We start from the raw sequence: 26,876 nt of genomic DNA on the forward strand, positions 1-26,876 counted from the left end.
CTGACGATAGCGTTTTCGCTCTCGTTCGTTAACTGGGATAGACCCAATCGCCGCGATAATCACGCCGCATCAACGCGGCGGCTTCGGGATCATTTGGGATCATTTCACGATCGCCATCCCATTGAATGCTGCGTCCGAGCTTCATCGACAACATCCCCAGCAGGCTGAGAGTCGTCGCTTGATGTCCGATCACAATGTCAGCAGCGGGTTTTTGGCCGGTCTCGATCGAGTTCAAAAAATCCTTCCACAGCAACTGGATGTTGTGTCCGTCGGGTTCTTGCAGTTGGTGGTCTTCGTGAATGACGGGTTTCTTGCTGTCCGCCGGATAGAACGTCCAGCCATCACGCCAGCCCATGTGGACGGTGCCGTTGGTGCCATAGAAATAACAACCGACACTTGATTGTTCGGGGCCGTTCCCGGCGAATTTGCGATGTTCCCAGTAAGCGGTGAAGTTATCAAACTTGTACGTCGCGATTTGATGATCCGGCGCGTCCGTGGTCTGTTCGTCGTCGGTAAGGACTACTTCACCGGCGATCGGTCGACCGCCACTGGAATACACCGAAGTCGGCGATTGCTGGTCCGCCCACCACAACACTTGGTCAAGCCAATGCACACCCCAATCACCAAGCGTACCGTTGGCAAAGTCGAGGTAGTGACGAAAACCACCGGGATGGATACGGCGACAGAACGGTCGCATTGGCGCTGGCCCACAGTACATTTCCCAATCCAGGTTCTCTGGCGGTTCACTATTGCGTGTCGGCCGTTCGGCTCCACCGCGTGAATGCACAAACATCTTCACCATCCCGATGTCGCCGGCACCGCCGTCTTTCAAGAATTTCATTCCCGAAACGTGGTGCGGTCCGATACGTCGGTGCAATCCGACTTGGACGATCCGGTCAGACTCTTTGGCCAATTTGACCATCGCTTGGCTTTCGCCGATCGTGTGTCCGGTCGGTTTTTCGATAAAGACGTGCGCACCGGCGTTGATCGCCGCGATCGTTTGTAGCGCGTGCCAGTGATCGGGAGACGCGATGATCGCGACCTCGATGTCTTCTTTTTCGAGCAGCTCGCGATAGTCGCTATAGGTGTTTGGCGTGTCGCCGCACAGGTCATTGACCTCTTCGGCGTTGATCTCCAATCGATCGCTATCGACATCGCACAAAGCGACAACCTTGGTTTGGCCTGCCGTCAAAGCTTCACGCAAGATGTTCATTCCCCACCAGCCCGAACCGATCAATGCGGTGCGGTACTTTTTATCTTTCGGCGCCGCGTGGACAGCGGGTGCCGAGGCCCAAGTTGCGGCGGCGGCGGTACCGGCTAGGAAGCTACGACGTTTCAGGTTCATAGTGACAATCGTGGTGGAGTGTTGCTTAGATGAGAAAGGTTTGAATCGCCGCGATAGTTTACTCGCGGCAATCGACGCAAACGACTTCGCCGTGAATCGTTCGGCAATAGATCTGATCATTTGAAAACACAGGGCTGGTCCAGCACTTGCCTTCCAAGACGTTCATTTCCGAAATCGGCTGCCAACCGTCGGGCGTTGCCGGTGCGGTGATCAGAACGCCTTCTTCGGTCAGAACTAGCAGTTGGTTATTGACCATTGATAGTCCGCTCGGTCGTAAGTCGTCGGTTGACCATTCGACTTCGCCGGTCGCCCAGTCCAAGCATTTCAAACTGCCGCCGCTTTCCATGTCTCCGTCGATTCCGTACAGCTTGCCTTGATAGAGAATCGAACCATGGATTTGGTTCTTCATCTCTTTGTTCTTCCAAATCGCATCGGGTTTTTCGCTGCTGAGGTCAAACAAGCCTGCACCGCGGTTGTATCCGGACGATAAAAACATCTGATTGTTGTTGACAATCGGATCGGCAGCGTTGCAGTTGAAGCTCGTCAGCCAGCGTACGGCCCAGAGTTCTTTCCCGGTTTCGACTTCAACGCCGACGTACGTTTTCCCAGATGCGATGATCACGGCTGCGGGATCAGAATTTGGAATCGGCACCGGGGAAGCGTAGCCGCATTCGCGGTCATCGGACTGCCAAATCAATTCGCCGGTTTGTTTATTGACCGCCATTCCGGCTTCGCCAAGGTTCAAAATCAGTTTGTCGCCAAGGACCAAGGGCGCGGCGGAGCATCCCCATCCTGGCAAGCGGACTTGGGCGCGATCGGCCAACGACGTTTTCCAAATTTGTTCGCCGCTTTTGAGTGTCAAGCAGAACAGCTCGCCCATTCGGCTGAACACATAAACGTTGTCGCCGTCGATCGTCGGCGTGGAAGTTGGTCCACCTTCAAAATCGCGATCATCAAGCGGCGCTGGGAACTTGAATTGCCAAGTCGTTTTACCGGATTCTTGGTCTAACGCGGTGACGACCGAATCATCGCCTTGGTGTCCCATGGTGATCACAAGTCCGTCGTGGCACACGAACGAGGAAAATCCGATGCCGACCGACGCACGCCAACGAATCTTGGAGTCACTCTTCGGTAGTTCTCCCGACCATTTTTCTGATTGGGCGATTCCGTCAAGGTTGGGGCCTCGCCAACGAAACCAGTCTTGGCCGAGTGACTGATTACACAAAACAACGAAAACTGCGAACAGCGAAGCGAGCTGGTGCGAAGCAAACATAGGCAGGGGCGGGGGGATGATCATGAGGCGGGGCGTCGGATCCAAAGTTTAATGGCAGTTCATCGATCCGACAAAGCATATCTGCCGCGAAAGCCGAGCCGGCCGTGGCTGTGTTGTGCGACTGGGAGGGTTTTCAAGCGAGTCGGGATGGACAAAACTCCTTCGAATCCAGTAAACCGCTGAATGGTGCACCCTCCATATAGTGGCCCCGCAGTGGGGGTGTGGAAACGCGAAATTTTCTGCGTCGTACTCATTCACCAAATCGAGCAGTGATTTGAATTTAGTTTTGATCTACATAGGATGGATCCTGATCGTCAGTTTGGGAACTTTCTTCATCTATGTCGCTGACAAACGGTCGGCTCAGCGGGGACGTTGGCGCGTTCCAGAGGCGACGTTGCACATTTGGGCGGTCCTCGGCGGGTGGCCCGGCGCCTGGATCGCACAACGAATGGTGCGTCACAAAACTCGGAAGTTGTCGTTCCAAATCGCGTTTTACTTGACGATCGTTTTGCACGCGTTGATTGTCGTGTTGATCGGTTTTCTGTATTTCAAGATGATCGAACAGCAGACTTAGACGTCGGTCCCACCTCAACGACACTGATCTATCGCTATTGCTTTCTGTCTAAGGTAAATTGCTGCCCTCTGTCGCTGTGGGCACAACGATATTGCCCTACCCGTCGTGATCGCGTCTCCCTTCCCACCGCTCTCGGCCTTCTGCATCTATGGATCGCCTGCCAGACACTTCTGAATCTGCCACGCGATTCTCCACTTCAATCGCAGGGATTCTGATCGGTGCAAATATCACCGGCGTGCTGCTGAGCTATTTGTTGATGCTGTATTTAGCTCATCGATTGTCCGCGCACGAGTTTGACGGATTCGTCGGGGCGATTGCGGTGCTCACCATGTTTGGTGCGCTCGCCGAAGCAGGGGTGGGGAAGTACGCCTATAAACGCATTCCATTGGCGGATCAATCCGATAGTCGCCGTCAACGGAAAGCCTATTTTGCCTTCGCAAAGCGAATGGTCTTCGTCGTCAGTGCACTGTTTGTTGCAATCGGTATTGGACTCGAATCGCAGTTGGTGCGGGGCGCTGTTGAGTTGACGTCGTTAACTGCGGTGCTGTTTATTCCGGCGATTGCAGGGTGTGGTGTGGCAGTCGATTTGCTGATCGCAAGTCGGTCGCCGATTTTGGGGACATTGATCGCGCGTGCCTTGGTGCCGACCGTCACGCTAACATTGATTTTGGCAAGCGCGCATTGGATTAAATCGTTTGATGCGACCCTGGCGGTCATTTGTTTCGGAATCGGCAGTGTCGTCGGGCTACTCGTTTGCTTACCGCTTTTGATTGAACGTTCGCAGCCGGACATCGGACCAGACGATTCCATCGCAAACGAATCGACGACAGGGATCCAGTGGGGGCATTGGCTGTATCGCAGTCTTTCATACTTTGCGATCGGGTGCGCGATCACGTGGCTTTTCAAAGCACCGCTCGTTGTGCTCCACCACTTGCCGCACTCTTCGGCGGAATTGGGGTTGCTTGCCCCAGCGTTTGAGACGGGCTGTCTCGTCCTGTTGCTTTCGAAGTCCGCCGACAAATACTACTTCCCGATGCTTGCTGTCGCGATTGATACTGGAGACATGGAATCTGACCAGCTTCTTCGAAGACGTCGTCAAGCTGTGATCGGTGGAGCGGCACTTGTGTTTTGGGTGATTTTGTACCAATTCGGCGACTGGATTCTGTCGTTGTTTGGACCCCAGTTTGTGACGTCGCACACGGCACTGATCTGGATCAGTTCGGGGGCATGTCTGTGGACGTTGTTTTCGCTTTCGCCTACCGCGTTGCTGTTCATGGGCCAGTCACGACAGCTTGCCGCCAACTTGATCCTGCACTCGGTCGCTATGGTCGGAATGATACCGATCGCGTTTCTAGAAGCCGGCAGCAACGGTGTCGCGTGCGTGTTTGCGATCTGCCTCGGATCGGCTGCGATCGTCGCCAAGTACCAAGAACACCGGGCTTGGCGTAACACGAAACTCGCAGTTTAGACTTCGGCAAGTGGTGCCGTTGCGTCGCCGAACGTCTCGCGATTGACCCCCATCACCTTCATCATGCTGAGGTACAAGCGACACATCTGGCGATCGGGATTGTCACTGTAGTCAAGATTTTGCCCGCCTTTGATTTTACCGCCACCACCGCCAAGCATGACGACCGGCAAGCGTGACGCATCGTGCTGCCCGTTCCGCATGCTCGAACACAGCATCAGCATCGAGTTGTCAAGCAAAGTTCGTTCGCCTTCTTCGATCGAGTCCATCTTCGCCGCCAAGTAGCGGAATTGTTCCAAGAAGAATTGATTGACCGTCAACCAATCTTCGTTGTCGGTGTGAGAGAGCAAGTGATGGATCATGTAGTCGATTCCCAAGTGCGGGAATCGCAACGTGCCATGGTCGTTGTTCAGTTTCAAAGTACAGACACGCGTTGTGTCTGTTTGAAATGCCAAGACAAGGATGTCACACATCAGCCGCATGTGTTCGACGATGTCTTGTGGATAGCCATCAACGGGACGAGCCATGTTGGGTTTTTCCAAGGTTGGACGCCAGCCTTGTAGTTCGCCACGCTGCCCAGCCCGATCCAAGCGTGATTCGACTTCGCGGACCGAGTGAAGGTACTCATCAAGCTTTTGTTGATCGCGGTGGCTGATTCCGCGACGGAAATCTTTGGCGTCCTCCAATACCGCATCCAACACGCTCTTGTCACCTTGCTGTGCGGCGTCTTTGAATAGCTGATCAAATGCGAGGGCCGGATAAACTTCCAGCGGTGTCGGTGTTGTCGGACTGCTCCATGAAATATGCGAGCTGTAAAGCATCGAATAATTTTTGTGGACCGACGGATTGGATTTCTCGCAGCCAAGCACCAAGCTGGGCAGTTTGGTTTGGCGACCGAGGTGCTGCGCGACGACTTGATCGACGCTGGTACCCGATCGGATTTTTCCGCCGGAGGACAGCGGGGCACCAGACAATAGGTTGCCTGTCTGTGAGCTGTGGATGTTGCCTTTCAATGCTTCGGCGTTGTACAAACCGTTGATGAAAACCATTCGGTCACGGAATTCATTCAGCGGATGCAAGACGCGCCCAAGCTTCATCTCGCTTCCCTGACCTTCGGCCCACCATTCGGTCGAGTGATAGCCGCAACCGGAAAACAAAATTGCCATTCGGGTCGGCGCGGATGCTGAATCGCTCGTCGATGTTGGCGATTCGCTCCAGACCGAGCGGGACTCCATCCAAGGCAACGCCATGCTGACGCCGATTCCACGCAAGAATGTACGGCGCTGAACTGATGTTGAAGGCATGCGACAATCCGAAAGGTGGGCGAAAGCAGGAGGGGATTAGGGTTGGACCCAATCGGCACCACGAATCCGCCGAAACGGCGGACTGGTGACAATCGATTTTACAGCAATCCGGACAAGATCATCATTTGAATGAAGCGTTTGCCGGATTTCATCGAGTAGGACTTCGTCGGACAACTGGACTTCACGACCGAGCGAGTAGCCCAAGAGTTTGCGGCAGAATTGACGGAGAAAATCGTCGCGTCGCTCGCCGAGCAGGTAGTTTCGTAAACCGTCGATTCCATTGAGTTCTGTGCCATCGGATGATAGCGCCGACGTGTCCGTGGGCACAGGACGAATACGCCCGATCGCGTCGTACTGTTCGAGTGCGAAACCATATGGATCGATTAACTCGTGACACTTGGCGCATTCCGGGGCGGAGCTATGGAGCTCGATCAATTGTCTCGCCGTCAAGCCTTCAGGAACTTGATCAGGAAGCTGTGGCACATTGGCTGGTGGTCGTGGCAATCGCTGACCCAGCAACGTTTCATAGACGTAATTTCCCCGCAAGATCGGACTGGTTCGGGACGCGCCCGATTGACTGGCCAAGACTGTCGCCATCGCCAGGATACCGCCTCGTCCGACGTCACCGGCGGCATCGACTTTCACCCAGTCGTCGCCGTGCACTCCATCAATGCCATAGTGTTTGGCCATACGCTCGTTGACGAAGACATGGTCCGCATCCAAGATCGCGGTGACCGGGCGATTGGATCGAAATAGGTCGTCAAAGAAGCGAATGGTTTCTTCGTACATCTCCTGACGCAGCACTGCAAACTCGGGATAGAGCTTTTCGTTCTTGTCGTCGTTTTGGTCAAAGTTTCGCAGGTGCAGCCACTGACACGCGAACTGAATTGCCAAACGTCGTGACCGCGGATCGTCCAACATACGATCGACTTGCTGTTCAAGAATCCTGTCGTCCAACAAGCGACCGTCGAGAGCAAGCTGCAATAGCTCGTCATCCGGCATGGATGACCACAAGAAGTAACTCAATCGGTTCGCCAATTCGATTCCGTTTACTTCCGCCGGTGCGTTGCCTGGTGGTTGAACCTCGCGGCGATATAGAAACGATGGCGAAGCAAGAACGCGTGCTAGCAGTAACTTAATCGCGGGTTCATGGTCCAATCCTTCGGCACGCAATATTTGGTAGAGATCGCGGATCTGGTCGAATTCTTCTGTCTCCAGCGGGCGACGCCAAGCCCGGTTCGCAAATTCAATTACTGAATTGACGTGCAACGGTTCTAGCTGCATTTGCCGCTGACGAAACGCTTCTGCCCGAGCGGTTACACCGGGTTTGAGTGGGTCCCAAACTTTGACTAAATCGGGGCGATCTTGCGTCGCAAATTCACGTAACTGTTCGAATGCGACTTCGTAACGCAGCGGTTCTTGGGCGACGAACAGCATCTCGTCCCACATGGCGTTCAGTGTTGCGATCTCATCCTCACTGAGTATCAAACGCTGAAGAGCCTCGTCTTGGCGATGGTACAGACTGAGTGTGACGACTTCGTCAACAGGGACGATTCTTGTGTAGCAAACTGCTGGAGGAAACAGTTCGCGAAATCGTCGATAGCTGTTTGCAATTTCTTCGAATCGTTTGGATCCCGGCACGGCAAGCGTCGGTTGTTCCAGACCCACTTCGGCTGCGGTAAGCGGAGTCGAACTGACCGCGATCCGAACACTGCCGGGGTTTCCATCGCTTTTCGCCAGGCTGGCTTGTGCTTCAAGTCTTCGGCCCAGTGACAGTTCATGTGGAATGGAAAATGCCAAGACAGCGGGGGCTTGGACAAGCAAGTCTTCCGGGGCGAGTTCATTGTCGCCCTTCGGGCCAAATCGTTCGTCAGGATGCTCTTCACGGAGCATGGCATCCAGTGACACGTTGCGTGCGACAAGGTGCGAAATCTGTTGGCAAACTGTTGTGTCCGCTGATTTCTCAGGCGATTGGTTATCGTTGGTGATGCGATCACATTGAGCTTGGATTTGCGATGCAAGTTGTTGACGACGATTTAAATCACTTTCGTCCAACCACTGAGCCAGCGTCGAATCCGGCGGGATTGCATCGGTCGGTGACGCCACCGATCGTGCGCTGGATAAGTCGCCTTGGTAAAAATGCCAAATGTCTGCGTTGCCGAATTGATCCGCATGAGGGTTACTGGCTAGCAGGTCGTCCGCGACGTCTTGGGCAAGATTCCAGTGTCGTTTTTCGTTTCCATTTTCGTTGATCGTCAGGTCCATTTCGGTTAGGTCGCAGGTGTATTCGTCACCGGGACCCAGCAGAAACGAAATCACGTCGCCTTTCCGAACCGTGACTTCCATTGTTTCAGACTGTGCGCGACCGCCGCGGCCAATTCTGCCTTGCCAAAGATTGCGGTCACCACGCCCGCTCAGGTGTTGAAGCCACCATTCCTGACCACCACCGCAATCAGCGTGGGCATCAAGTAGAGACGCTGTCACCTCCACCGTTCCGTCGAGAGGGCTTTGCCACCCAATCGCGGCAAAACGATCGGGTGCGGGGTGAGCGAAAACTTTGTGTGGGTTTGCAACGCCAGGGATTCGAACTTGGTCGTCGGACGCGTTTGAAGAAACGAAAGGCGTTGACCCTGATCCCCAGCTTTTAATGAAGGGATATGTCGGATTGGTTTCTGTGTTTTGAAAACGCCCGTTGACTTCGACCGTCGAGGACACGTTCAGCCCCAAATAGTCCGCCCACGCTTTCAACAAAATCGGATCGAGGTTTCGTTCGATTGCGACTGTTTGGAATTCCTCGTTGGTACTGATCGCTGTTGATTCGATCGAATTGATCGCACTCAAGTATTCCGTGACCGAACGCAGTGCCAATTTTTTCCGAGACTCGAGTGCGTTCGCTAATCCTGCCAACTTACTCAGCGGAATCGAGATGCCACTGTCTGTGGTAAGTCGTGGGTTCTTGAACAGTACCTGGTCACCTTCGGGTCCGTCACCAGCGTCTGAGACCGCCAAGTAGATTGTGAGGTCTTCATTCGGCGTGGTCGGCAGATCCAGACGAACGCTTTGTTTGGACTGGATCGGATTGAGGCCTTCGATCCATGCTTTTGGTTTCCCATCGCCGCCCATGTGGCCGATCGAATTAAATCGAAACGTGACGTCCTGCAACCGATTGATCGATGCGACGAACGAATCGAGATTGCTGACGTTGGTGATTCGCCACTGACGACGAAGCGAATTCATGATCGCGTCATCGGCGTTGTCGTCTGCGTTGAACGCGTTCCAAATCAGTGACAAGTATTTCGCGTTGACCGGTGTTCCATCGTCGGAGGCGGACTCGGCGATTTCTCGAAAACTGACGCTGCCTCGTTCTAGCGAGTCGCGGTTTTTTAGGAGAGTGAGCAGCGATTGACGAAGCGGTAGGGTTCCGCCTTCATTGGGAACGTCCCCTGCGCCGCTGACCTGCATTTCGACGTTCGCAGGGACTGTCCACCGACGATAGAAATCACGAATCGCTTGCACCCGTTCGTCAGTCCAGTCGCGACGGGAATCGAAATCGGAAAATCGGATCCCCTTGGGCGTCAGGACTGCATGGGATGCGACTTCTTTGGCCGCATCAAGATACTTTGTCACCAACGCGGGGGACATCGCTTGAGCTTCACCGGAGTTGATAAAGCCTTCGCCTGCCGCACCATCAACCGGAAACTCGCGTGTCGGATTGAGTGACGTTACACCTGTTAGGTCGCCAATGGTGTAGCGATATTCGTCATTGTTTAAACGACGCAAAACAACCGGTCCGGGATCGCCAGCACTCGCTTTGGCAAGGTTCGACAAATATCCGGTCACCCAAGATTCAAGGTCCGCACGTTCGGCATCAGTCGGCTGTACAGAGTCTTTGGGCGGCATCTGACCGCTGGACAGCATGGTGCGAGTTTTGATCCAGACGGTCTGGTCGCCGATAAGGTCGCCTTGATTTTGGTATAGCGACAAATCGATCTCCGCTTCGGCTTCATCGCCCGTGTGACAGTCAATGCAATACGATTGCAAAAGCGGTGCGATCGAGGCTTCAAAGTTTGCGACGTCATCCTCAGCGGCAGCTACCGGCGACGCGTGCGCAGTGGCGAGACCTAGAAATAGAATCCCATGAAAACGCAATAAAGCAATACAACGCGATACAAGCGTGTTTGACAGGCTCATCGGCTGGGTCCGCAGGAGGGAGGGCGTTGCGGTGGAGGCGGGGTGGCGCGGCCGGCACGCGGAGTGCAAGCGGCAACAGAAAACGCCGGGCGTTGATCAACGCCCGGCGTCATCCGTTATCAGTTTAGCAGACTACGACAATGAAAGTTTGCCGTTGGAGTCGCCGAATTCGTCAACTGGGATGCCCATCAGGTTCAACATGCTGACGTAGAGGTTGCTCATCGGCTGTTTTTCGGCTTGGTAGTAGCGGCCGGTTTCGATCTGGCCTCCGGCTTGTCCAGCCAAAATCACCGGCAAGTTTTCGTGGGTGTGTCGATTGCCGTCTGCGATTGCACCCCCGTAGACGATCATCGAATTGTGCAGCAAGCTGTTGCCATCGACATCTTCGGTCTGTCGCATCTTCTCCAGGAACCGGGCAAAGTGTTCGATGTAGAACTGGTCGATGCGAGCGACCTTTTGTGCAAGCGCCTCGTCACGTTGGCTGTGTGTCAGCCAGTGGTGGCCTTCAGGAATGCCCAATTGTGGGAACGTGCGATTGCTGCCGTCGTATGCCAAGAGCAGCGTTGCGACGCGCGTCGAATCCGTCTGAAATGCCAAGTGCAGCATGTCGTACATCAGCGTCATGTAGTCGCCGAAGTCGCGTGGAATCCCGGCCGGTGCGTCTTCGTCGGTTTCCGGTGGATCCTTGAATTGTTCGGCGGCTTCGATGCGTCGTTCCATGTCGCGGACGACCGAAAAGTATTCGTCAAATTTGCGGCTGTCTGCGGCGGCGAGTTGACGCTTGACATCGCGGCCTTCTTCGAGCACAAAATCCAGGACGCTCTTCTTGGTGGCTAGGCGAGCTTCGTAATTCTTTTTGCGATCCCCGCGTGAACCCGAGCCAAACAGCCGCTCAAAAACCAAACGTGGATTGGCTTCGGGCGTGACCGGCGTGGAAGGCGAACTCCAAGCCAAGTTGTACTGGTAAGCACATGCATAGCCGGAATCGCAACTGCCGGAGTTGCGGATCAAGTCGGACGTCAGTTCCAGCGAAGGCATGCGTGTGATTGAGCCGATGCTCTGGGCGGCGACTTGGTCGACCGAGATACCACATTCGATATCGCTGCCAGCCGTTTTACGAGCACGCAATCCGGTCAGGAAGGTCGCGTTGGCGCGGGCATGGTCGCCGGCGCCATCCGGCCCCGGTGTCGCATTGATGTGGTCAAGTCCGCTGATCACTTGCAGATCCGATTTCAAGCGATTGAGCGGCTTCATCGTCTCGTTCAGTTCGTTGTCGTCGGACGGGAACCAGTTTTCTTGTTGCACGCCGTTGGGGATCGACATGAACGCCATCCGCAGCGGCGCGCCGGTGGAGGTGACCGCGGTCGCTGACTGTGCCGCCGTTTCTGCGGCGACCGCGCGGCCACGCAGCGAAGCCATCGCTGGCAGGGCGAGTGTCAATCCACTGCCACGCAAGAAACCACGTCGACTTAAAGATCGCTTTTGTCCGTTACTCATTGTCCCTCTCCCCCCCTGTGAATGTCGCTCGCCTGATTCGCCTGATGGTCGACATTGGTCACGCGTTGCATTTGGAACGGTGCCGAGTCGATCACCGCTTTGACCAACACGCTGAACTTGCCATCGTTTGCCCGCAATTTGTCGACGATGATGTCGACGGTGTGTTCGTCGGAGTATTCCATGCCACGTCCGATCGCGAACACCAACAGTTTTTCCGTGACGCAACGGTAGAAGTCGTCGGCATGGTTTTCACGCAACAGTTTCTTCAATTCGCGAACGTCGTTGAACGTTTCGCCGGTGACCAATTCCCCTTGGGGTTCGATCGGAGAACCGTTATCGGTTTCACGCCACATACCGAGTGCGTCGAAGTTTTCGAGTGCTAGGCCGAGCGGATCCATCCGTGCATGGCAGGACGCGCACAAGGCGTCTTCGCGGTGAACCGCAAGCAGTTCTCGCAGCGTCGGTTCACGATCACCGAATCGATCGGCTGATTCTTCCAGTTCTGGTACTACACCAGGAGCCGGCGGCGCCGGGGTGCCCAAGATATTGTCCAGGATGAACAAACCACGTTTGACCGGTGACGTACGGGTTGGATTCGATGTCACCATCAGCATTGAAGCTTGCGTCAACAGACCACCACGTGGGCTGCCTTCAGGTAGTTCGACCCGACGCATCTTTTCGCCTTTGATGCCTTCGATCCCGTAGTGCTCGGCAAGCTGTGCGTCCAAGAACGTGTAGTTGCAATCGAGCAGGTCCAGCAGGCTAACGTCGTTCCGCATGACGTATTCGACGAACTCATCGGTTTCGCGGCGGATGGAGCGTTTCAGATCATCATCGACACGATCGACAATACGACGGATTTCACGGAAGCGATCGAGTTTTGCTTGGTCTTCAGCTGGCATTTCGCCTCGTCGGCGGAAGAACCCGCGCGGCAAGGTTTTGAACCATTCACGTAGTTCCTCAAGCTCGTCGGCGTAACCCAAGATCACATTCGGATCGACGTTGGCGTTGACGACGTCTCGTGTCCGCAGCCACTGTCCGACGAAGTTCGCGATGAACGCATCGGCACGCTTGTCGGCAAGCATCCGATCGACTTGCTGTGGCAGGTTCTCACGCAGCTTGCCTTGCTCGGCGAGACCAACGAGCTCATCGTCTGGCATTGATGACCACAAGAAGTAAGACAGACGTGAGGCCAAGGAGAGTTCGTCGACGGGGGCGAAGCGTTGGTGGGGATCGGTCGCTTCTGCTGATTCGATTCGGAACAAGAATTTTGGGGATGCCAGAATAGCGACGATTGCTCGACCGACACCGGATTCAAAGGTTTCGTTGGGTTGTGTGTAGACAGATTCCGCGATGTCCACCAAACGACCCACCGTGACCGAATCTACTTTGCCCCGAAAGGCGCGGGTGGCAAAACGCTGCAGAATCTCGGCCGCATAGTCGCGACGCTCTTCGGGACTTTCTGGCGGCGCGTCGCGGGTAAAGAACCGTTCGTAGTTGCGTGGGTGGACGAGGTCGTTTGTTTCCAGCGGTCCTTCCACGGACACTCGGTACACTTCGAAATGGACGTGCGTTCCGCCGTCGTCATCGAGATCTTCGTCCTCGTCGTTTTCTTGAACGACTGGGGTCACGTGGAACGAGATCCTGTGTTCGCCGGCGGGCCACCCTTTCACCGAGGTGAACTCTGTCAGCTTGTTTTCGTCCCAGCCCAACTCGGACTCGAAAGCAACCTCCCCATCGATTTTGCAGGTGACGTGATAGCGTGCCGGATCGAACTCGAAGGAACCGTGTTGTTTGGTCCCAATCGTCACGTTGTATTGTCCGTCCGCATCGAGCTTAAACGCTCGTTCGACCGTCGTCGTTTTCTTGCCGTCGATCGATCGACCCGTGCGGTCGGAGTCCGGGCTTGTGGATTTGAAATCGTCGCCGCGGAAGTCCAGACGTGGGATGATCTTGGTCACGCTGGGGACGGCACGGTCGGTAATCATCTCAGCCGCTTGCAGGTACTTGTCCAGCAGCAGAGGCGAAACCATTAACGCGTCAGCAACATTGTCAAAGCCGTGCCCCGAGTCGTCAGGCGGGAACAGCAGCTTCTCGTCAAAGTCGACACCCATCAGCGATCGTACGGTGTTGCCGTATTCTTGTCGGTTCATGCGGCGCACGGCAATCGGCCCGGGATCTGGATTTTCCGGATCGATGTGAAATGGTCCAAGCTTCACCCAACGTGTGATCCGGGCCATCTCTTCAGGTTTTAGCTTCGGCGAATCGACCGGTGGCATGACACCGGCGCGAAGGTTTTTCAGGACGCGCCACCAAAAGATCGGATCCGCGTTAGCCTCTTGGCCAGAGGAGAACTGGTCGAGAACGAAATTGCCTTCACGCTCACCGTAACCGTGGCAGTCATAACAGTACTGCTGCAAGATCGGCACGATGTCCGATTCATAAGCTGCAACAGGATCCGATTCGATCGACGGCAGTTCTCCACCACGAAGGATTGCCTGCGGCATGATCGAAACGATCAACGACAAAGCGATCGCGATTGCGAGTCGTTCGTTCGTTCGATTCACGATCCGGTCACGGTGGTGCGTGGCGCGGTGTGGCAGCCGAGAGACCTTACAAAACTGAATTCGATCGATCGAGTTCATCAGATTCAAGGCGGGGTGAGGATGGGCCTGGGTGTGTTCCAGGTGGGGTAGGTGATCCGGCACCATTGGAACACATTTCATTGGTCGTCGTTGCCACGAAACGTGCCCCATAAGGCATCGCAGACGCCATAGCATAAAAAAGTTGAGCCCAGCTGACAAACATCGAATTGGCAATGTGAGTGAATTCAGCAACTGGGAGAGGGGTGAGACTCCAGGTTAGCGGTGTTTGTGTTCAGTGGTGTGATTGCAATGTCACAATAGTTGGGGCGCGAGCCAGACGTTTTATGCCGATAAGCTTTTACGATTCGGCCGTCTTTTAGTAGGAATGTGCCAGGCATTTGGAATCCGTCGCCGATTAAGTTGCCGAAGCCGTGTCGATTGACAATCGCCGCTTGAAAGCCTCGCCACCAGACGCCAGGTGGAAATAGTTGGCTGGGGCCACCGCGTTGCAAGCCAAACGCTTGATACAAATGGCAGCTGGGGTCACTGATTCGGTGTACGTCGTCCAGTCCGTAACGGTCAAAGAACGTTGCCTGTTCGGTATTGTCACCCATGTGAACTAGCACCAACGTGATACCTTGGCGTTCAAGTTCGGCCCGTTGTTGCCGAAGATCATCGAGTGCTTCTCGACAAAACGTGCATCCGAAATGACGTAAGAAAACGACCAGCACTTCGCCTTGACTGGAAAGTGTTCGCAACGTTTCGCCACGTTGGCTCGCGAATCGCAAAAGCGCGGCGTCCAGTGTTTCGCCAGTCGGCGACGCATGGGGTCGGTTTGCAACATCGAATGCGAAAAACAAGATCGCGGCAAACGGGAACAACCAGATCAGGTCGTTGAAGATCGTTAACCAAACCCATTCCATTGACAGCGAGCCGGTCGCCAAGTTCCACGCGATCCCGATCGGGCCGAAGGTTTTTCCGAGAAACCCTACCAACACGATCGGCCAGTGCCGTGCCGGGTTTTTTGCCGCTATCGCATACCCGATACCGTAGACGCCGACGACCATTCCGACGCATTGCCAAATCTCGGGGTAACGTGGCAGTTCTAGATGTGCCAAGTTGAAAAAATCGCTCGGACGCATCACCACCCAGGCTCCCCAGATGAGGTTGTAGATCGCGGCGGCGAGCAGCACATGGTGCGCCCACTTCGGGGGATCGAGCTGGGGGCTTCGCGCGGTGTTCGGGGAGCTTTCGTTCAAGGTATTGTCCCGGCTAGGAATCTCGGCGACGCGGAAATCGAAACGCATCTCAGTAACCGCGTTTCGCCTTGTCGCAAAACAGTTGACATCTACATTGTTGCCGAATGCCGATTTCTTCAAGCGTTTCTCACCGAAAGCGATCCCCCATGTTGGAACACAGAATTAACCATCGCGTCCGTTACGACGAATGCGACCCAATGGGGTTCGTGCACCATAGCGTCTATTTGCAGTACTTCGAAATCGGGCGAACGGAACTGCTTCGTGCCAGTGGCGGGCGCTATCGCGACATGGAAGACGAGGGCCTGCTTGTGGTCGTTGTCAATGTAAACTGCCGCTACCACCGGCCGGCCAAATACGACGACTGGTTGGAAATCCAAACCACGATCGCGAAAGTGACCGCCGGAAAGATCGTGCACGAGTATGTCGTGTCTCGCGATGGGGAGAAATTAGTGAGCTCCGAAGTCACGCTGGCAGTGATCGACCGCAACGGTCAGGTACAGCGAGTACCACAAAGCTTGCGTGACCAATACGACAGCGAGCACCCCAAGTCCTAGTGGCGGGAGCGTCGATCGAAACTCGGATCTCAGGCAGCGGTTGTGGAAAGGGCCCCGTTGTTCTGCGACGCGGCTAACGCGCGCTTTGCAATCATGCGTTTGACCAGCACGTCGACAATCACGCCCGCAAGAATCACCAAACCGATGATGGCGAATTCCAGTTTGGTGCTGATTCCCAAAATGTTGATCGCGTTGTAGAGCACTCGCATGACTGCCGCACCGATGACGACGCCCAGGATGTTTCCTTCGCCGCCACGTAAGCTGCAACCGCCAAGGACCGCCGCGGCGATTGCGTATAGCTCGTAAAAATTTCCGAACCCGGAAGGCTGCACCGAATTGATGTCGAGTGCGAAAAGGATTCCGCCTAGTCCGGCGGCAAGTGAGCAAAGGACGTATGCGAGCAAGACCATTCGTTCGGTTTTGATCCCGCTGTACCGCGCGGCTTCTTCGTTGCTGCCCAACGCGAGCAAGTATCGACCGTAGACCGTTCGATTCAGAAACACACTGGCGACGACGGCCAGTCCGATCATCAGCAACATTGGCGTCGGTACCATCGTCGTTGCCATATCCGTTTGCCCAATCAGCGACAGGACGCCCAAGATGATCATCGGAAACGCAATCGCCTTGCTGATCGGGCTCGCTGCACTGCCCGCTTGAATCAACCATCCGATTGAGCCCATCGCCAACGCGACGATGACAAATTCGATCAGCATCATTGCCGTTCGAAGCGTACTTCCGGAAACAAGCATCGAATTCACACGCCATGTATCCGAAGGCGCGGCTTCACGGAAAATCGGTACGAGGTAAAACAAGCTGGCCAGCAGCAATGCCATTGTCAACGCGACGGCTGACAGCGGAAGCGTTACTTTCTTCGCGTGATGTTTGAACGCTGAAACGACAAAAACGATCAATGCCGGGACGAACATCACTGTGGCGGCATATCGCATGATCAGCGCGGGCAACTCGGCGCCGCCTTCCGCCGCCAGAACAAGCATCCCGCGAACTTGATATTCCCCCAACGGTAGCAGCACCGGTCCTGGTGCAGTCGTCCAGCCAAACCAAAAACGTGAACTGCCAACGACAGCGACGAATAATCCTACGGCCGGCAACGACCAACGCAAAAGTTGTTGTGCGAGCGGATTGTCCAACTTGCGAAGCGGCATCCGATAAGCACGCCAAAGTCCAACGATCGTCATTCCCAAGCCACCGATCGCCATCATCGTGGCCCAACTGGCCGGTTTTCCCGTCGCCAATAAACGCAGGCCGTTGTCGTAGCTTTGCCCAAAACCCAATGTCTGGTCATCGGTCAGCCAGCGCGCAAACCCGCGATAAAATAGCAGTCCACACAGCGTGACAACGAATGGCTGCAGATCTAACTTGGTGATCAGCAGCCCGTGCAAAAGGCCAATCCCCGCGGAACAAGCAAGCACGATCGCAATCGATGCGAGTGGCGAATAGCCTCGATCGACGACCAGCATGGGAAGCAAACAGGCGACCAAGCCGACGACCGATCCGATCGACAAATCGATACCTCCGGTGATGATCACAAACGAGACGCCGATCGAAAGGATGCCGAACAACGCACTCCAGCGTGTGATGTTGTTCAGATTTCCCTGACCGACAAAGCTGTCGTTCAAGATCGTCGTAAAGAGGCAAACGAAGATCAGCAGGCCGAAGATTCCAAGTACCTTATTCATCACACTCTCCGGCGCAGATTCCCGTTGCTAAATTCATGATGCGTTCTTCGTTGATGTCGTCGCCTACAAGTTCGCCGGTCAATCGGCCTTCGTGCATGACTAACGTACGGTCGCTCAGCGAGATCACTTCTTCCATTTCGCTGCTAACAAACAATACCGCCAAGCCATCGGCGGCTAGCGATTCCATGAGGCGATAGATTTCTTCTTTGGCACCAATGTCGATGCCGCGGGTCGGTTCGTCCAGCATCAAAACCTTGGGACGCATCGCTAGCCATTTGCCTAGAACGACCTTCTGTTGATTGCCGCCGGACAAGTAGCGTACAACCTGATCGGCCGAAGGTGTTTTGATTGCCAGGCGATCGATCGCATGATCAGTGTCGGATGCTTCTTTCGCAAAGTCGATCCATGTGCCCATGCGAGAGTTATCTTTGACGCTGGCCAAGGACACATTGCGTTTGACGCCGAAGTCGATCACCAAGCCCTGGGTCTTGCGGTCCTCAGGGACCAAACCAAGCCCATGGCGAATCGCATCACTGGGAGAGTGAATCCGCACTGGTCGGTTTTCGATAAATATCCGACCACCGAGTGACTCCGTAACGCCGAACAGGCACCGCAACAATTCGCTGCGTCCGGCGCCAACTAGCCCAGCAATGCCAACGATTTCGCCCGGACGAATGTCGAAGCTAATCTTCTGTTGGGGATGCTCGGGAACGACAAAGTCTTTGACTGATAAGACCGCGGGCCGATCACTCACCTCATTCCGAACGGTTCGGTTATAGAAACGCGATACGTCACGCCCGACCATCCGGCAAACCATCGCGTCGTGGGAAATTTGATCTTTTTCGAGTGTGCCCGCGTTCTCACCATCACGCATGACGACGACACGGTCGGCTAACCGTTCGACTTCCGCGAGTCGGTGTGAGATGTAGATCACGCTGACGCCGCGGTCACGCAACGATTCAACGACTTCAAAAAGTGATTCGGTTTCGCGTTGTGACAGACTACTGGTCGGCTCGTCCATAATCAGCACGCGTGCGTCAATCGACAACGCTTTGGCAATTTCAACCATTTGTTGCTTGCCGATCGATAGTTCACTGAGCAGCGATTGCGGCGAGACATCCAGGCCGACCGCATCAAGGTGCTGCTGAGCAAGCTGGTGGATTCTTGAGCGATGAATCAGCCCGAAGCGAGTCGGTTCACGGCCCAAAAAAATGTTGGCTGCGACGGTCAAATTGGTCGCGAGGTTCAATTCTTGGTGAATCAACGCGATGCCATGATCGATCGCGTCAGCAACACCATTGAGCTTGGCCGGTTTGCCATCGATCAGCAGCTCACCTTCGTCCGCCGATTGAACACCGGCAAGAATTTTCATCAGCGTGCTCTTTCCGGCACCGTTTTCGCCAACGATCGCGAGCACTTCACCACGTCGCACCGTCAAGTTGACTTGGTGTAGGGCGCGGACTCCGGGGAAACGCTTACACAACGAACGTACCTCCAGCAAAGCCGGGGCCTGTTCTGCTGCGGATGATCGCGTCGGTGCGTTGGTGTCGTTCACGTTGTGTTAGATCAAAAGCTGGCGGCTACTGGTCCGACGTCTCCGATTCGCCCGTCAACGACTTCAATTCGTCCCAGAACGCCTGCGCGTTGTCTTGGCGAATCGCACGGGCGGGGATATTGAGAACGCCGCCTTCGGGTAATGCGGACTCGTCGCCGGCGGCAAGTTTCGACAGAAGCTCTACCGATTGATAGCCATATTGATACGGGTTTTGCACGATGGTGCCGTAGCAATTCCCGTCTACGATTGCTTGAAGTGTGTGATCGTCTTCGTCAAAGCCAACGACTTTGATTTCGCCAAGCTTTCCGGCTCCGCTAATGGCTTCCAAGATGTTTGGCGGGTTATACGCGAATAAACCAACCATACAGCCGATGTTCGGATACTTGACGATTGCATCTTCCGCAACGCTCTTCGCTTTGGCAAAGTCGAAGTCGTCAGTTCTTGTGTCAAGAATCGTGTACTTGTCACCTTTTAGAACTGCATCGGACGGATCAAAGGGACGCTGTGAGTCGTTCGATCGATTGAGCAACTCATCGATCACACCTTGCCTTCGCTGGTCGGCGTTGAGCTGGCCTAGTCGCCCGACGAAGATCATTACCTCGCCACCGTCGGGCAGTGCCTCTTTGACAAGCTTGCCGCACATGCGACCGGCGTCGTAATTGTTCATCCCGATGTAGGCGAGTCGGTTTGCGTCCGGCGCGTCGGAGTCCTGTGTGATCAAATTCGTCGCCGCTGCGACGTCATTCAAAATCCCTGTTTGGTTTCCGGGATCGATCGGACTGACCGCAACCCCATCGACGCCGAGTGCGATCAGTTCTTCGAGGGTTCGCATTTGATCGGCGGCACCATCCGGCATGCGCACCGTGCATTCGACTCCCAGGTCCTTTGCGGCGGCCTTGCAACCGGCTTCGGCGATGACCCAAAACGATGCGATACCATTGGTGACATAAGCAACTTTGATGTCTTCACCGTCAGCCTTCTTGATCGCCTGTGTCTTGCTCGCTTGGGCCGTTAAAGTTTCGGACTCGGGTTCGACTTTCTCGATCGTGCAACCGGTTGCGGCCATCCCGACGGAAAACGCCAAGACCATGCACCGTGCGAAAGCCAAAAAGCCAAGCGGTTGTTGGCCGGAAAACCTCAGGCAGTGGCTCATGTCGAGAAACCGAAGGGGGGGTGGGCGGTGTGGGTGGTTAAACCGATTTGTTTCGGTGTTAATGCGGTTTTAAGCAACCAAGCAGTGTAAGTAGGGTTTTGGCCAGCCGCAAGCGATGTGCCCTCATCGGGCGGCTTTGACGTCGGAATGATCGCTACACGCGGCAGGGCCGGAAAACGGTGCCCGCAAAGTCAATGTGGAATTCGCAACCGGCTGATGTGGTCAGGTTTCGCCAGTCGATAGCGTTCCCGTGACGAGAGACCACGGCACGCTCTGAAGCGATCGGCAAGCCAACGAACCGCACCAACGTAAGGTAGGCTTGGGTAAGGACGCGATTTCATCACGAGCGTGGAAGCAGGCAGGACGCTGCTCGGTCATCTCCTCCTCCACGCAGACAAAGTAAGAGATCAAGGCCGTGACAACTTTTCAGCACACCAGCAGTCAACCAATGGGCCCTTCCCATCTCGCGACCGCTACGCCAACGGCCCACCGTTCGACCAAGCGAATGGGCGATGCGACAGTGAGGAGCGATCTGTCCAAAGCAGACATCGACGCGTCCTTCGAGATGGTCACCAGACTGATCAGCGAGACGGCGCATGACTTGCGATCTCCGCTGACAACGATTCGTGAAGCGGTGCGATTGGTCCGCGATGGCGATTTGGGACGCGTTTCCAGACAACAGCACGAGTGTTTGTCGGCGGCGATCGAGCAATGCAATTGCGCCGGTCAGATGGTCGACGAAATGGTTCAGTCGCGTCGTTTCGAAACCGGTTTCGGCAATATCCGACGAAGCTGGGTGTCGATCGATGAGATTCGTCATCAGGTCGAATCGACTCTGCAACCGTGGGCGTTGCCACGTGAGATCAGCTTGCTTTGGGACGGACCCTTTGGCCAAGACTTGATGATCTATGCCGATCCAGGATTGCTTCGCCGTTTACTCGTTAACTTGGCGAACAACGCGGTTCGTGTGACAGCCCCGAAGCATGCGGTCTTGATTCGTGCTCATCGATATAGCAACTCACAAATCCTGAATTGGTCCGTTGTCGATCAAGGTTGTGGGATCAGTCCCAATGATTTGGAACTGATCGCATCTGGAAAGGCACCCACGCAATCGGTCGGCGGTTTGGGATTGTTGATCTGCCGTCAGTTGGCCGCGGCGCATTTTTCGAAGCTACGGATCGAATCGCGTGTTGGCACCGGCACGGCGGTCAGCTTCCAAACCCCGATGGGCGGCCCATCTGCAGTGGCGGTCAATTTTGCCGCATGGCGTACTCAGTTGACCATGCCGGTGCAGACGCCCAAAACCGAACCGGATGAAATGGTTTACGAAGTCACTCCGTTGACCAGCCGGTCCGTTCATCGTTCAGCACGCCCCGAGTCGATTGCCGCCCCTCGTCGAGTTCGTATCGACGTGCCCTCCCAGGCGGTCGACCTCGGCGTCGGCAACGTGACTCCCGTGCATCCTCACCATATGTGCTTGACGACGGTCGCTCTTGGTGCGGCGGTTCCGAATGCCGCAGTCGATCAGTTTGAAACGCTGCTGCATCAATCGATGCGAATTACCGAAATGGCGTATCGCACCGGAGATCGAACCTGGGTGATCGTATTTGATGCGGACGCTCAATCGGCGCTGGCTCGACGTCAAAGTGTTGAACGCATGGTTGAGAATGAGATGCAACCTGTCCGCACGCGCTGGGGCAAAGGCATCGTTATTTCCAGTGCAATTCGTGACGAGTTGGCCATCAAACTCTCGTCGATGTTGGCCGACATGATCGTGCGGCAAACGTTGCTCGATGACCAACAATCGCCTTCCGATCCGAACACGGATTTCGACGGCAAAGCGGTGACCGCAGAGTCGATCATTCCGAGCAGCAGGTTACAGCGTGAGGTCGCGTACCTTCGCGGCTATTGAGCATGTGTTTGGGCAATCCGCAGTAAACGCTTTCTGGATCTGTGGCGGCGTTCCCACGCGTGAAACTGGAGCGTTTGCCCGGTCGCCTTTACCAATCGCTACAGGTTAACAGTTTGGCCCCCGTTTGACCCAACTGCCGATAGCGAATGTGCGGATCGTGACGGGGTTAGGTTCTTCCCTTGCCGATAGACAACCACTGTCAGATGGTATGTCTAGGATCCGTTTAGGCGGTAGGGAAGTATGGGGCGGCTACAGTTCAAACAGAAACGATGCTACGTGGCAGCGATCGCATCGGCAGGCGTCGTCGTCCTATCCGTAGGTGGTTGTGCACGATCAACCTATCGCCGCGCCGCTGACCGAGAGGCCTACTGTTTGATCGATAGCCGTCAAGGCGACGCCCGTTGGGACATTCCCAACCGACCCGTCGAGCCTGAGCGTCAATCCCGAATGTATCTTGCTGCGGAAAAGGACTGTGGCCCGAAGCCACCCGATGACCATGGCGCGCATCGCTACATGGTCCAGCCCGATTGCAAGAAACTGCCTTACTACCAGAAGATCGCGACCCGGCATGATGTCGAAAACCCAATCTGGTTGGATTACCTTCCGCAGTCGGATTCGGGCGAAATCAATCTGACGCAACCGCTCGTGATCGACCTCGCGCTTCTGCATAGCCGCGACTATCAATCACAATTTGAACAGGTTTATTTACGAGCACTCGACCTGTCGATCAACCGATTCGAATTTGACACTCAGTGGATCGGCGGCGGAGGATTGTCGTATCGTGCTGACGGTGAAGACTTGGGCAATAATCGTTTGCTGACCGTTTCCGATCGTTTGGGATTCGGTCGGAACTTGGCTGGTGGCGGGCAATTCGTCACCAGTGTCTTCAACTCGCTGACGTGGAACTTTCCCGGCAACACGGTTCAGGCCGGTTCTGCAGCCATCGTCTCGACGTTTACTCAACCGCTGTTGCGTGGAGCGTTCCGGCATGTACGACTGGAAAGCCTGACGCAGGCTGAACGCAATTTGCTTTACGAGGTTCGGGACTTCGCGCATTTTCGCCGCGAGTTCTACGTCGGATTGACAGAAAGCTACTTGGGGCTGCTAACGCAAACGCAGGCCATTCGAAACACCGAAAACAACGTCAGCAATTTGCGACAGAACCTGGCCGAACACGAGTTCTATGAACAACTGGAAACGGTCTCACAAGTCCAAGTGGATCAAGTCTTCCAGCAGTATCAAAACGGGCGGCGATCGCTATTGTCGGCACAGCAAGATTTGATTTCGCAACAAGACAATTTGAAGTTCGCGATCGGATTGCCTGCTTGGGTTCGCTTCGACATTGACGAGTCGTTGCTCCAACCGTTCGAGCTGATCGATCCTAACATCGAAAACCTCCAGGACGATGCTCAGCAACTGTTTATCGACTTGGTGCAGTTCTTGCCGCCTTCGCAGGCACCTGTAGAAACACTCAAGAAACAGTTCAAACGCTATCAGGAGCTGCATCAACAGACGTTGGTGTTTTTGCCGGAAGTTGAGGCTGAACTTAAACGCTGGCAAGAGCGCTTGGATCAGACCGACCAATCGAAGTTCTCTGAGGATGACCGATTGGACTATGAGCAACAAAAGGAACTTGCCGAGCGGATCGCCGGGAGCCTGGTTGATCTGCGTCGCGATTTTGAGTCTCGCGAGGCATTCGATCGGGACGTCTTGGCGAAGCTTGGAAACTACGAAACGAATCCTCCTACCGATGACGAGGCGGAAGATCAGAAGAGTTTTGAAGAGATTTTGAAGGGAGTCGACTCACTCGATGACGTTTCGATCGAAGATATTTTGCCGAATGAAAAAGACAACACCGCGATTGTGGCATGGAAAGCGGTGTCCGAAGCGGTCGGGCGTAAACTTCGAGAGGAGATCGCCGAAATCTATGTCGCGCAAACGCAAATCCGATTGTTTTTGATCGACATCGAGCCGTTTTCGATCCCCTCGGAAACAGCGATTTCATTCGCACTACAAAATCGCTTGGACTTGATGAATTCGAAAGCGTTGGTGATGGATCGTTTTCGAAAAGTCGAAGTCGCCGCCGATGCGCTGGAAAGCGATTTGAATTTCCAAGGGCAGGTTGCGTTGGGAAGTGATTCCGATTCGAACAACCCCTTCAAGTTGGACTCGGCAAACAACCAGTACCAACTCGGGTTGCAGTTCGACGGTCCATTGAACCGACGTGCCGAACGCAACGACTATCGCTCAACGCAGATCGCCTATCAAGCAGCGATCCGAAACTTTATCGCCGACAAAGATTCGATTGCGAACGATGTCCGTCGTATTCTTCGCCAATTGGAGTTCAGTCGACTGAGCTTCCAGATTGCTCGACAGCAAGTTTTCGCGGCAACTCGTCAGGTTGACCAAGCACAGATCGATCTGCGGCAAAGCCGAGCGGCGGATGCCAATTTGACCATCATTTTGTTGCAAGCGTTGGACGGGATGCTGAACGCAAAAAACAGCTTGGTGCAAAACTGGATCAACTACCGCGTCCAGAAGATGCGATTGTTCGTTGCTCTCGAAATGCTGTATCTCGATGAGAATGGACAGTGGATCAACGAAGACACAGGTCTGTCGGATTTGTTGAACTACGAAGTCATTGATACCGAGTACTTTCCTCTCAATGTTATCAACAAAGCCGATTCGAATTCGGTCGACGCACACCTTGCGCCGTCTGCCGCCGACCCGGTTTTGGGCGAAGAAGCGAATCGCGAGAAACCGGCCGAACTGGAACTTATCGAAGCTGAAGTTTTGTTAACCCCGCCGGCTCAGTCGCCAGCTGAATGAGGTAATTTGCTAGCCGACTATCCTTGGTAAAGTTGCGCAAAAGCCGGTTGGCGACTGAAAATTGCGTTGGTTAGACTGAAGAGTGAAAAAGTTAGACAAAAAGTCTCGTTTCGACACTCCCCACCGAAACCGACGACCTCAGCTATCAATATGAAAAAGATTTTCAGTATTGCGATCCTCGCCGCAATCCTGGCGTTAACCGGATACGCCGCCCTTCGCATGCCCAGTCTGCTTGGCAGTTCCGACTTGGACTCAGACGCGCGAGCGACGTTTGTCGTTCAGCGCAGAACGATCGAAGACCGGGTCGTCGAGCGGGGCACCATCGAAAGCCAGAAAACGGTGTACGGTAAGTGCGAAATACCGGGCCGGAACAAAATCACCTTTATCGTTCCAGAAGGTTCTCGCGTCAAAAAAGGAGACAAGGTCGCGGAGTTCGAGACCACCGAAATCGATAAAGACATCAAAGAAAAGGAAGTCGAGATCAACGAGGCAAAGGGCAAACACGCCGAAGCCATTCAATCGCTTTCGATCAAAGAGGACGAGAATGCGACCAACATCGCCGCGGCGCAATTGGCATTTGATATCGCCGAAATCGATTTGAAGAAGTATCGAATGGGCGACTTCGAATCGGAGAAAGCTGAACTGAACCGGGCGATCAAAGAAGCAGAAGCTGAACTCGAAAAGGTCCGGGATGAAAAAAACAACATCGAGATCCTGGTCAAGAAAGGCTACCGTACCCCACAACAATTGCTTGAATACCAACTTCGCGAGCAGAACTACTTGTTCCAGGTCGAGCGAGACAAGCAAAAACTAAAGGTGTTGGTGACGTACGACCGCGAAAAGAAGCTGATCGAGTTTGGCGGAAAGGTCGAAGAAACAAAGCTGAAACTCGAGCGGGCAAAAAAGACGGCGACTGCTGAAACGCTAAAAGCACAAGCCGCGATCGACAATGCCGCAGCAGCCGTCAGCATCTTGGAAGAACAACTCAAAGAATTGCGTCAGCTTCTGGATAAATGCACCCTGATCGCGGAGCAAGACGGAACCGTCGCGTATGCGAACGAACGCTGGTATGACGCATCGGAACGGATCCGTGAAGGCACCGAAGTTTACTCGGGGCGAAACGTTTACTATCTGCCCGACATGTCTCGGATGCAGGTCAAAGCCAATGTCCACGAGTCGGTCGTCGACAAGATCAAAGAAGGGCAGGCGGTGGATATTCGCTTGGACGCGTTTTCAGACCGAAAGCTTGTCGGACACGTCACGAAGGTCGCTGGAATGGCAGCGAGTAGTTATTCGAGCGTCCAGAACTACGAAACGATCATCGTGATCGATGCACTTCCACAAGACATCGATATCAAGCCAGGGATGACCGCCGAAGTCAATATCTTGGTTGGCACCTACCAAAACGTGATCTCGATCCCGGTCGGTTCTGTGACCGAACACTTCGAACAGGCCTATACCTATGTGGTCGATAGCGGTGATGTCTCAAGGCGGTCAATCGAGACAGGGCGTACCACCCATTCCTTCGTCGAAGTGACCGAGGGCTTAGAGGAGGGCGAAACCGTCACGCTTGACGCATACCAACGCGGCATCGATGACTTCGCAGATGCTGAAGACAACGCAGGTGCGACCGCTTCGACCAATGGCGGCGGACAAAGCGACTCGACGCCGCAGGCTTGATGC

16 protein-coding genes are annotated in these 26,876 nt (G+C 54.7%); 6 read left to right on the top strand and 10 right to left on the bottom strand.

What is annotated here, in order from left to right:
* Positions 1-28 precede the first annotated feature (28 nt).
* Both CGZ80_RS18960 and CGZ80_RS18965 read right to left on the bottom strand, forming a co-directional pair.
* Complete coding sequence (locus CGZ80_RS18960; protein WP_198953732.1) at positions 29-1,345, bottom strand: Gfo/Idh/MocA family protein; 1,317 nt, start codon at positions 1,343-1,345, stop codon at positions 29-31.
* Positions 1,346-1,403: 58 nt separating this feature from the next.
* Positions 1,404-2,618: a PQQ-binding-like beta-propeller repeat protein gene (locus CGZ80_RS18965; protein WP_158222771.1), complete on the bottom strand. Its 1,215-nt coding sequence runs from the start codon at positions 2,616-2,618 to the stop codon at positions 1,404-1,406.
* A 286-nt stretch (positions 2,619-2,904) separates the two neighbouring features.
* Here CGZ80_RS18965 and CGZ80_RS18970 point away from each other — a divergent pair, with 286 nt between their 5' ends.
* Positions 2,905-3,192, top strand: coding sequence for a DUF1294 domain-containing protein (locus CGZ80_RS18970; RefSeq protein WP_233148522.1), 288 nt, complete (start codon positions 2,905-2,907; stop codon positions 3,190-3,192).
* A gap of 148 nt (positions 3,193-3,340) precedes the next feature.
* On the top strand, positions 3,341-4,660 hold the full coding sequence (locus CGZ80_RS18975) for a lipopolysaccharide biosynthesis protein (protein WP_094417256.1): 1,320 nt from the start codon (positions 3,341-3,343) through the stop codon (positions 4,658-4,660).
* Here the strand turns inward: CGZ80_RS18975 and CGZ80_RS18980 are convergent.
* From CGZ80_RS18980 to CGZ80_RS19000, 5 genes are all read right to left on the bottom strand, one after another.
* The gene (locus tag CGZ80_RS18980) at positions 4,657-5,961 is read right to left on the bottom strand and encodes a DUF1552 domain-containing protein (RefSeq protein WP_233148523.1); all 1,305 of its coding nucleotides are present in this window, start codon (positions 5,959-5,961) and stop codon (positions 4,657-4,659) included. The two genes, CGZ80_RS18975 and CGZ80_RS18980, sit on opposite strands and share 4 nt — an antisense overlap.
* Positions 5,962-5,997: 36 nt before the next feature.
* A complete protein-coding gene (locus CGZ80_RS18985) occupies positions 5,998-10,152 on the bottom strand; it encodes a DUF1592 domain-containing protein (RefSeq protein WP_094417257.1) in 4,155 nt (1,384 codons plus the stop codon).
* A 132-nt stretch (positions 10,153-10,284) separates the two neighbouring features.
* Complete coding sequence (locus CGZ80_RS18990; protein ID WP_094417258.1) at positions 10,285-11,649, bottom strand: DUF1552 domain-containing protein; 1,365 nt, start codon at positions 11,647-11,649, stop codon at positions 10,285-10,287.
* A complete protein-coding gene (locus tag CGZ80_RS18995; protein WP_158222772.1) occupies positions 11,646-14,294 on the bottom strand; it encodes a DUF1592 domain-containing protein in 2,649 nt (882 codons plus the stop codon). The genes CGZ80_RS18990 and CGZ80_RS18995 overlap by 4 nt, the downstream gene beginning before the upstream one ends.
* 185 nt (positions 14,295-14,479) lie before the next feature.
* Positions 14,480-15,541: a peroxiredoxin-like family protein gene (locus tag CGZ80_RS19000; protein WP_094417260.1), complete on the bottom strand. Its 1,062-nt coding sequence runs from the start codon at positions 15,539-15,541 to the stop codon at positions 14,480-14,482.
* A 98-nt stretch (positions 15,542-15,639) separates the two neighbouring features.
* Between CGZ80_RS19000 and CGZ80_RS19005 the strand changes: the two genes are divergently transcribed.
* Positions 15,640-16,047, top strand: coding sequence for an acyl-CoA thioesterase (locus CGZ80_RS19005; protein WP_094417261.1), 408 nt, complete (start codon positions 15,640-15,642; stop codon positions 16,045-16,047).
* 29 nt (positions 16,048-16,076) lie between these two features.
* Here CGZ80_RS19005 and CGZ80_RS28325 read toward each other — a convergent pair whose 3' ends face one another.
* The 3 genes from CGZ80_RS28325 to CGZ80_RS19025 are packed head-to-tail and all read right to left on the bottom strand — an operon-like array spanning position 16,077 to position 20,452.
* Positions 16,077-17,744, bottom strand: a complete 1,668-nt coding sequence (locus CGZ80_RS28325; protein WP_198953734.1) for an ABC transporter permease subunit — start codon at positions 17,742-17,744, stop codon at positions 16,077-16,079.
* Positions 17,737-19,299: a sugar ABC transporter ATP-binding protein gene (locus CGZ80_RS19020; RefSeq protein WP_094417262.1), complete on the bottom strand. Its 1,563-nt coding sequence runs from the start codon at positions 19,297-19,299 to the stop codon at positions 17,737-17,739. Before CGZ80_RS19020 ends, CGZ80_RS28325 begins: the two co-directional genes overlap by 8 nt.
* 25 nt (positions 19,300-19,324) lie before the next feature.
* Positions 19,325-20,452, bottom strand: coding sequence for a sugar-binding protein (locus CGZ80_RS19025; protein WP_198953735.1), 1,128 nt, complete (start codon positions 20,450-20,452; stop codon positions 19,325-19,327).
* A gap of 448 nt (positions 20,453-20,900) precedes the next feature.
* Between CGZ80_RS19025 and CGZ80_RS19030 the strand changes: the two genes are divergently transcribed.
* The 3 genes from CGZ80_RS19030 (at position 20,901) to CGZ80_RS19040 (ending at position 26,873) form a co-directional block, all read left to right on the top strand.
* On the top strand, positions 20,901-22,364 hold the full coding sequence (locus tag CGZ80_RS19030; RefSeq protein WP_094417263.1) for a sensor histidine kinase: 1,464 nt from the start codon (positions 20,901-20,903) through the stop codon (positions 22,362-22,364).
* 276 nt (positions 22,365-22,640) lie between these two features.
* Positions 22,641-25,193, top strand: coding sequence for a TolC family protein (locus CGZ80_RS19035; protein ID WP_158222773.1), 2,553 nt, complete (start codon positions 22,641-22,643; stop codon positions 25,191-25,193).
* 150 nt (positions 25,194-25,343) lie between these two features.
* Positions 25,344-26,873, top strand: a complete 1,530-nt coding sequence (locus CGZ80_RS19040) for an efflux RND transporter periplasmic adaptor subunit (protein WP_094417265.1) — start codon at positions 25,344-25,346, stop codon at positions 26,871-26,873.
* Positions 26,874-26,876: the final 3 nt, after the last annotated feature.

The sequence above is a fragment of the Rhodopirellula sp. MGV genome, assembly GCF_002251265.1.
Classification (GTDB): domain Bacteria; phylum Planctomycetota; class Planctomycetia; order Pirellulales; family Pirellulaceae; genus Stieleria; species Stieleria baltica_A.

What these genes read in the sequence shown, in the direction of transcription:
- CGZ80_RS28325 (WP_198953734.1), bottom strand. Translation starts at nt 17,744, where the DNA reads ATGAATAAGGTACTTGGAATCTTCGGCCTGCTGATCTTCGTTTGCCTC.
- CGZ80_RS18960 (WP_198953732.1), bottom strand. Translation starts at nt 1,345, where the DNA reads ATGAACCTGAAACGTCGTAGCTTCCTAGCCGGTACCGCCGCCGCCGCA.
- CGZ80_RS18985 (WP_094417257.1), bottom strand. Translation starts at nt 10,152, where the DNA reads ATGAGCCTGTCAAACACGCTTGTATCGCGTTGTATTGCTTTATTGCGT.
- CGZ80_RS19000 (WP_094417260.1), bottom strand. Translation starts at nt 15,541, where the DNA reads ATGCGTTTCGATTTCCGCGTCGCCGAGATTCCTAGCCGGGACAATACC.
- CGZ80_RS18995 (WP_158222772.1), bottom strand. Translation starts at nt 14,294, where the DNA reads ATGAACTCGATCGATCGAATTCAGTTTTGTAAGGTCTCTCGGCTGCCA.
- CGZ80_RS19030 (WP_094417263.1), top strand. Translation starts at nt 20,901, where the DNA reads ATGGGCCCTTCCCATCTCGCGACCGCTACGCCAACGGCCCACCGTTCG.
- CGZ80_RS18965 (WP_158222771.1), bottom strand. Translation starts at nt 2,618, where the DNA reads ATGTTTGCTTCGCACCAGCTCGCTTCGCTGTTCGCAGTTTTCGTTGTT.
- CGZ80_RS18980 (WP_233148523.1), bottom strand. Translation starts at nt 5,961, where the DNA reads ATGCCTTCAACATCAGTTCAGCGCCGTACATTCTTGCGTGGAATCGGC.
- CGZ80_RS19005 (WP_094417261.1), top strand. Translation starts at nt 15,640, where the DNA reads ATGTTGGAACACAGAATTAACCATCGCGTCCGTTACGACGAATGCGAC.
- CGZ80_RS19025 (WP_198953735.1), bottom strand. Translation starts at nt 20,452, where the DNA reads ATGAGCCACTGCCTGAGGTTTTCCGGCCAACAACCGCTTGGCTTTTTG.
- CGZ80_RS18990 (WP_094417258.1), bottom strand. Translation starts at nt 11,649, where the DNA reads ATGAGTAACGGACAAAAGCGATCTTTAAGTCGACGTGGTTTCTTGCGT.
- CGZ80_RS19040 (WP_094417265.1), top strand. Translation starts at nt 25,344, where the DNA reads ATGAAAAAGATTTTCAGTATTGCGATCCTCGCCGCAATCCTGGCGTTA.
- CGZ80_RS18975 (WP_094417256.1), top strand. Translation starts at nt 3,341, where the DNA reads ATGGATCGCCTGCCAGACACTTCTGAATCTGCCACGCGATTCTCCACT.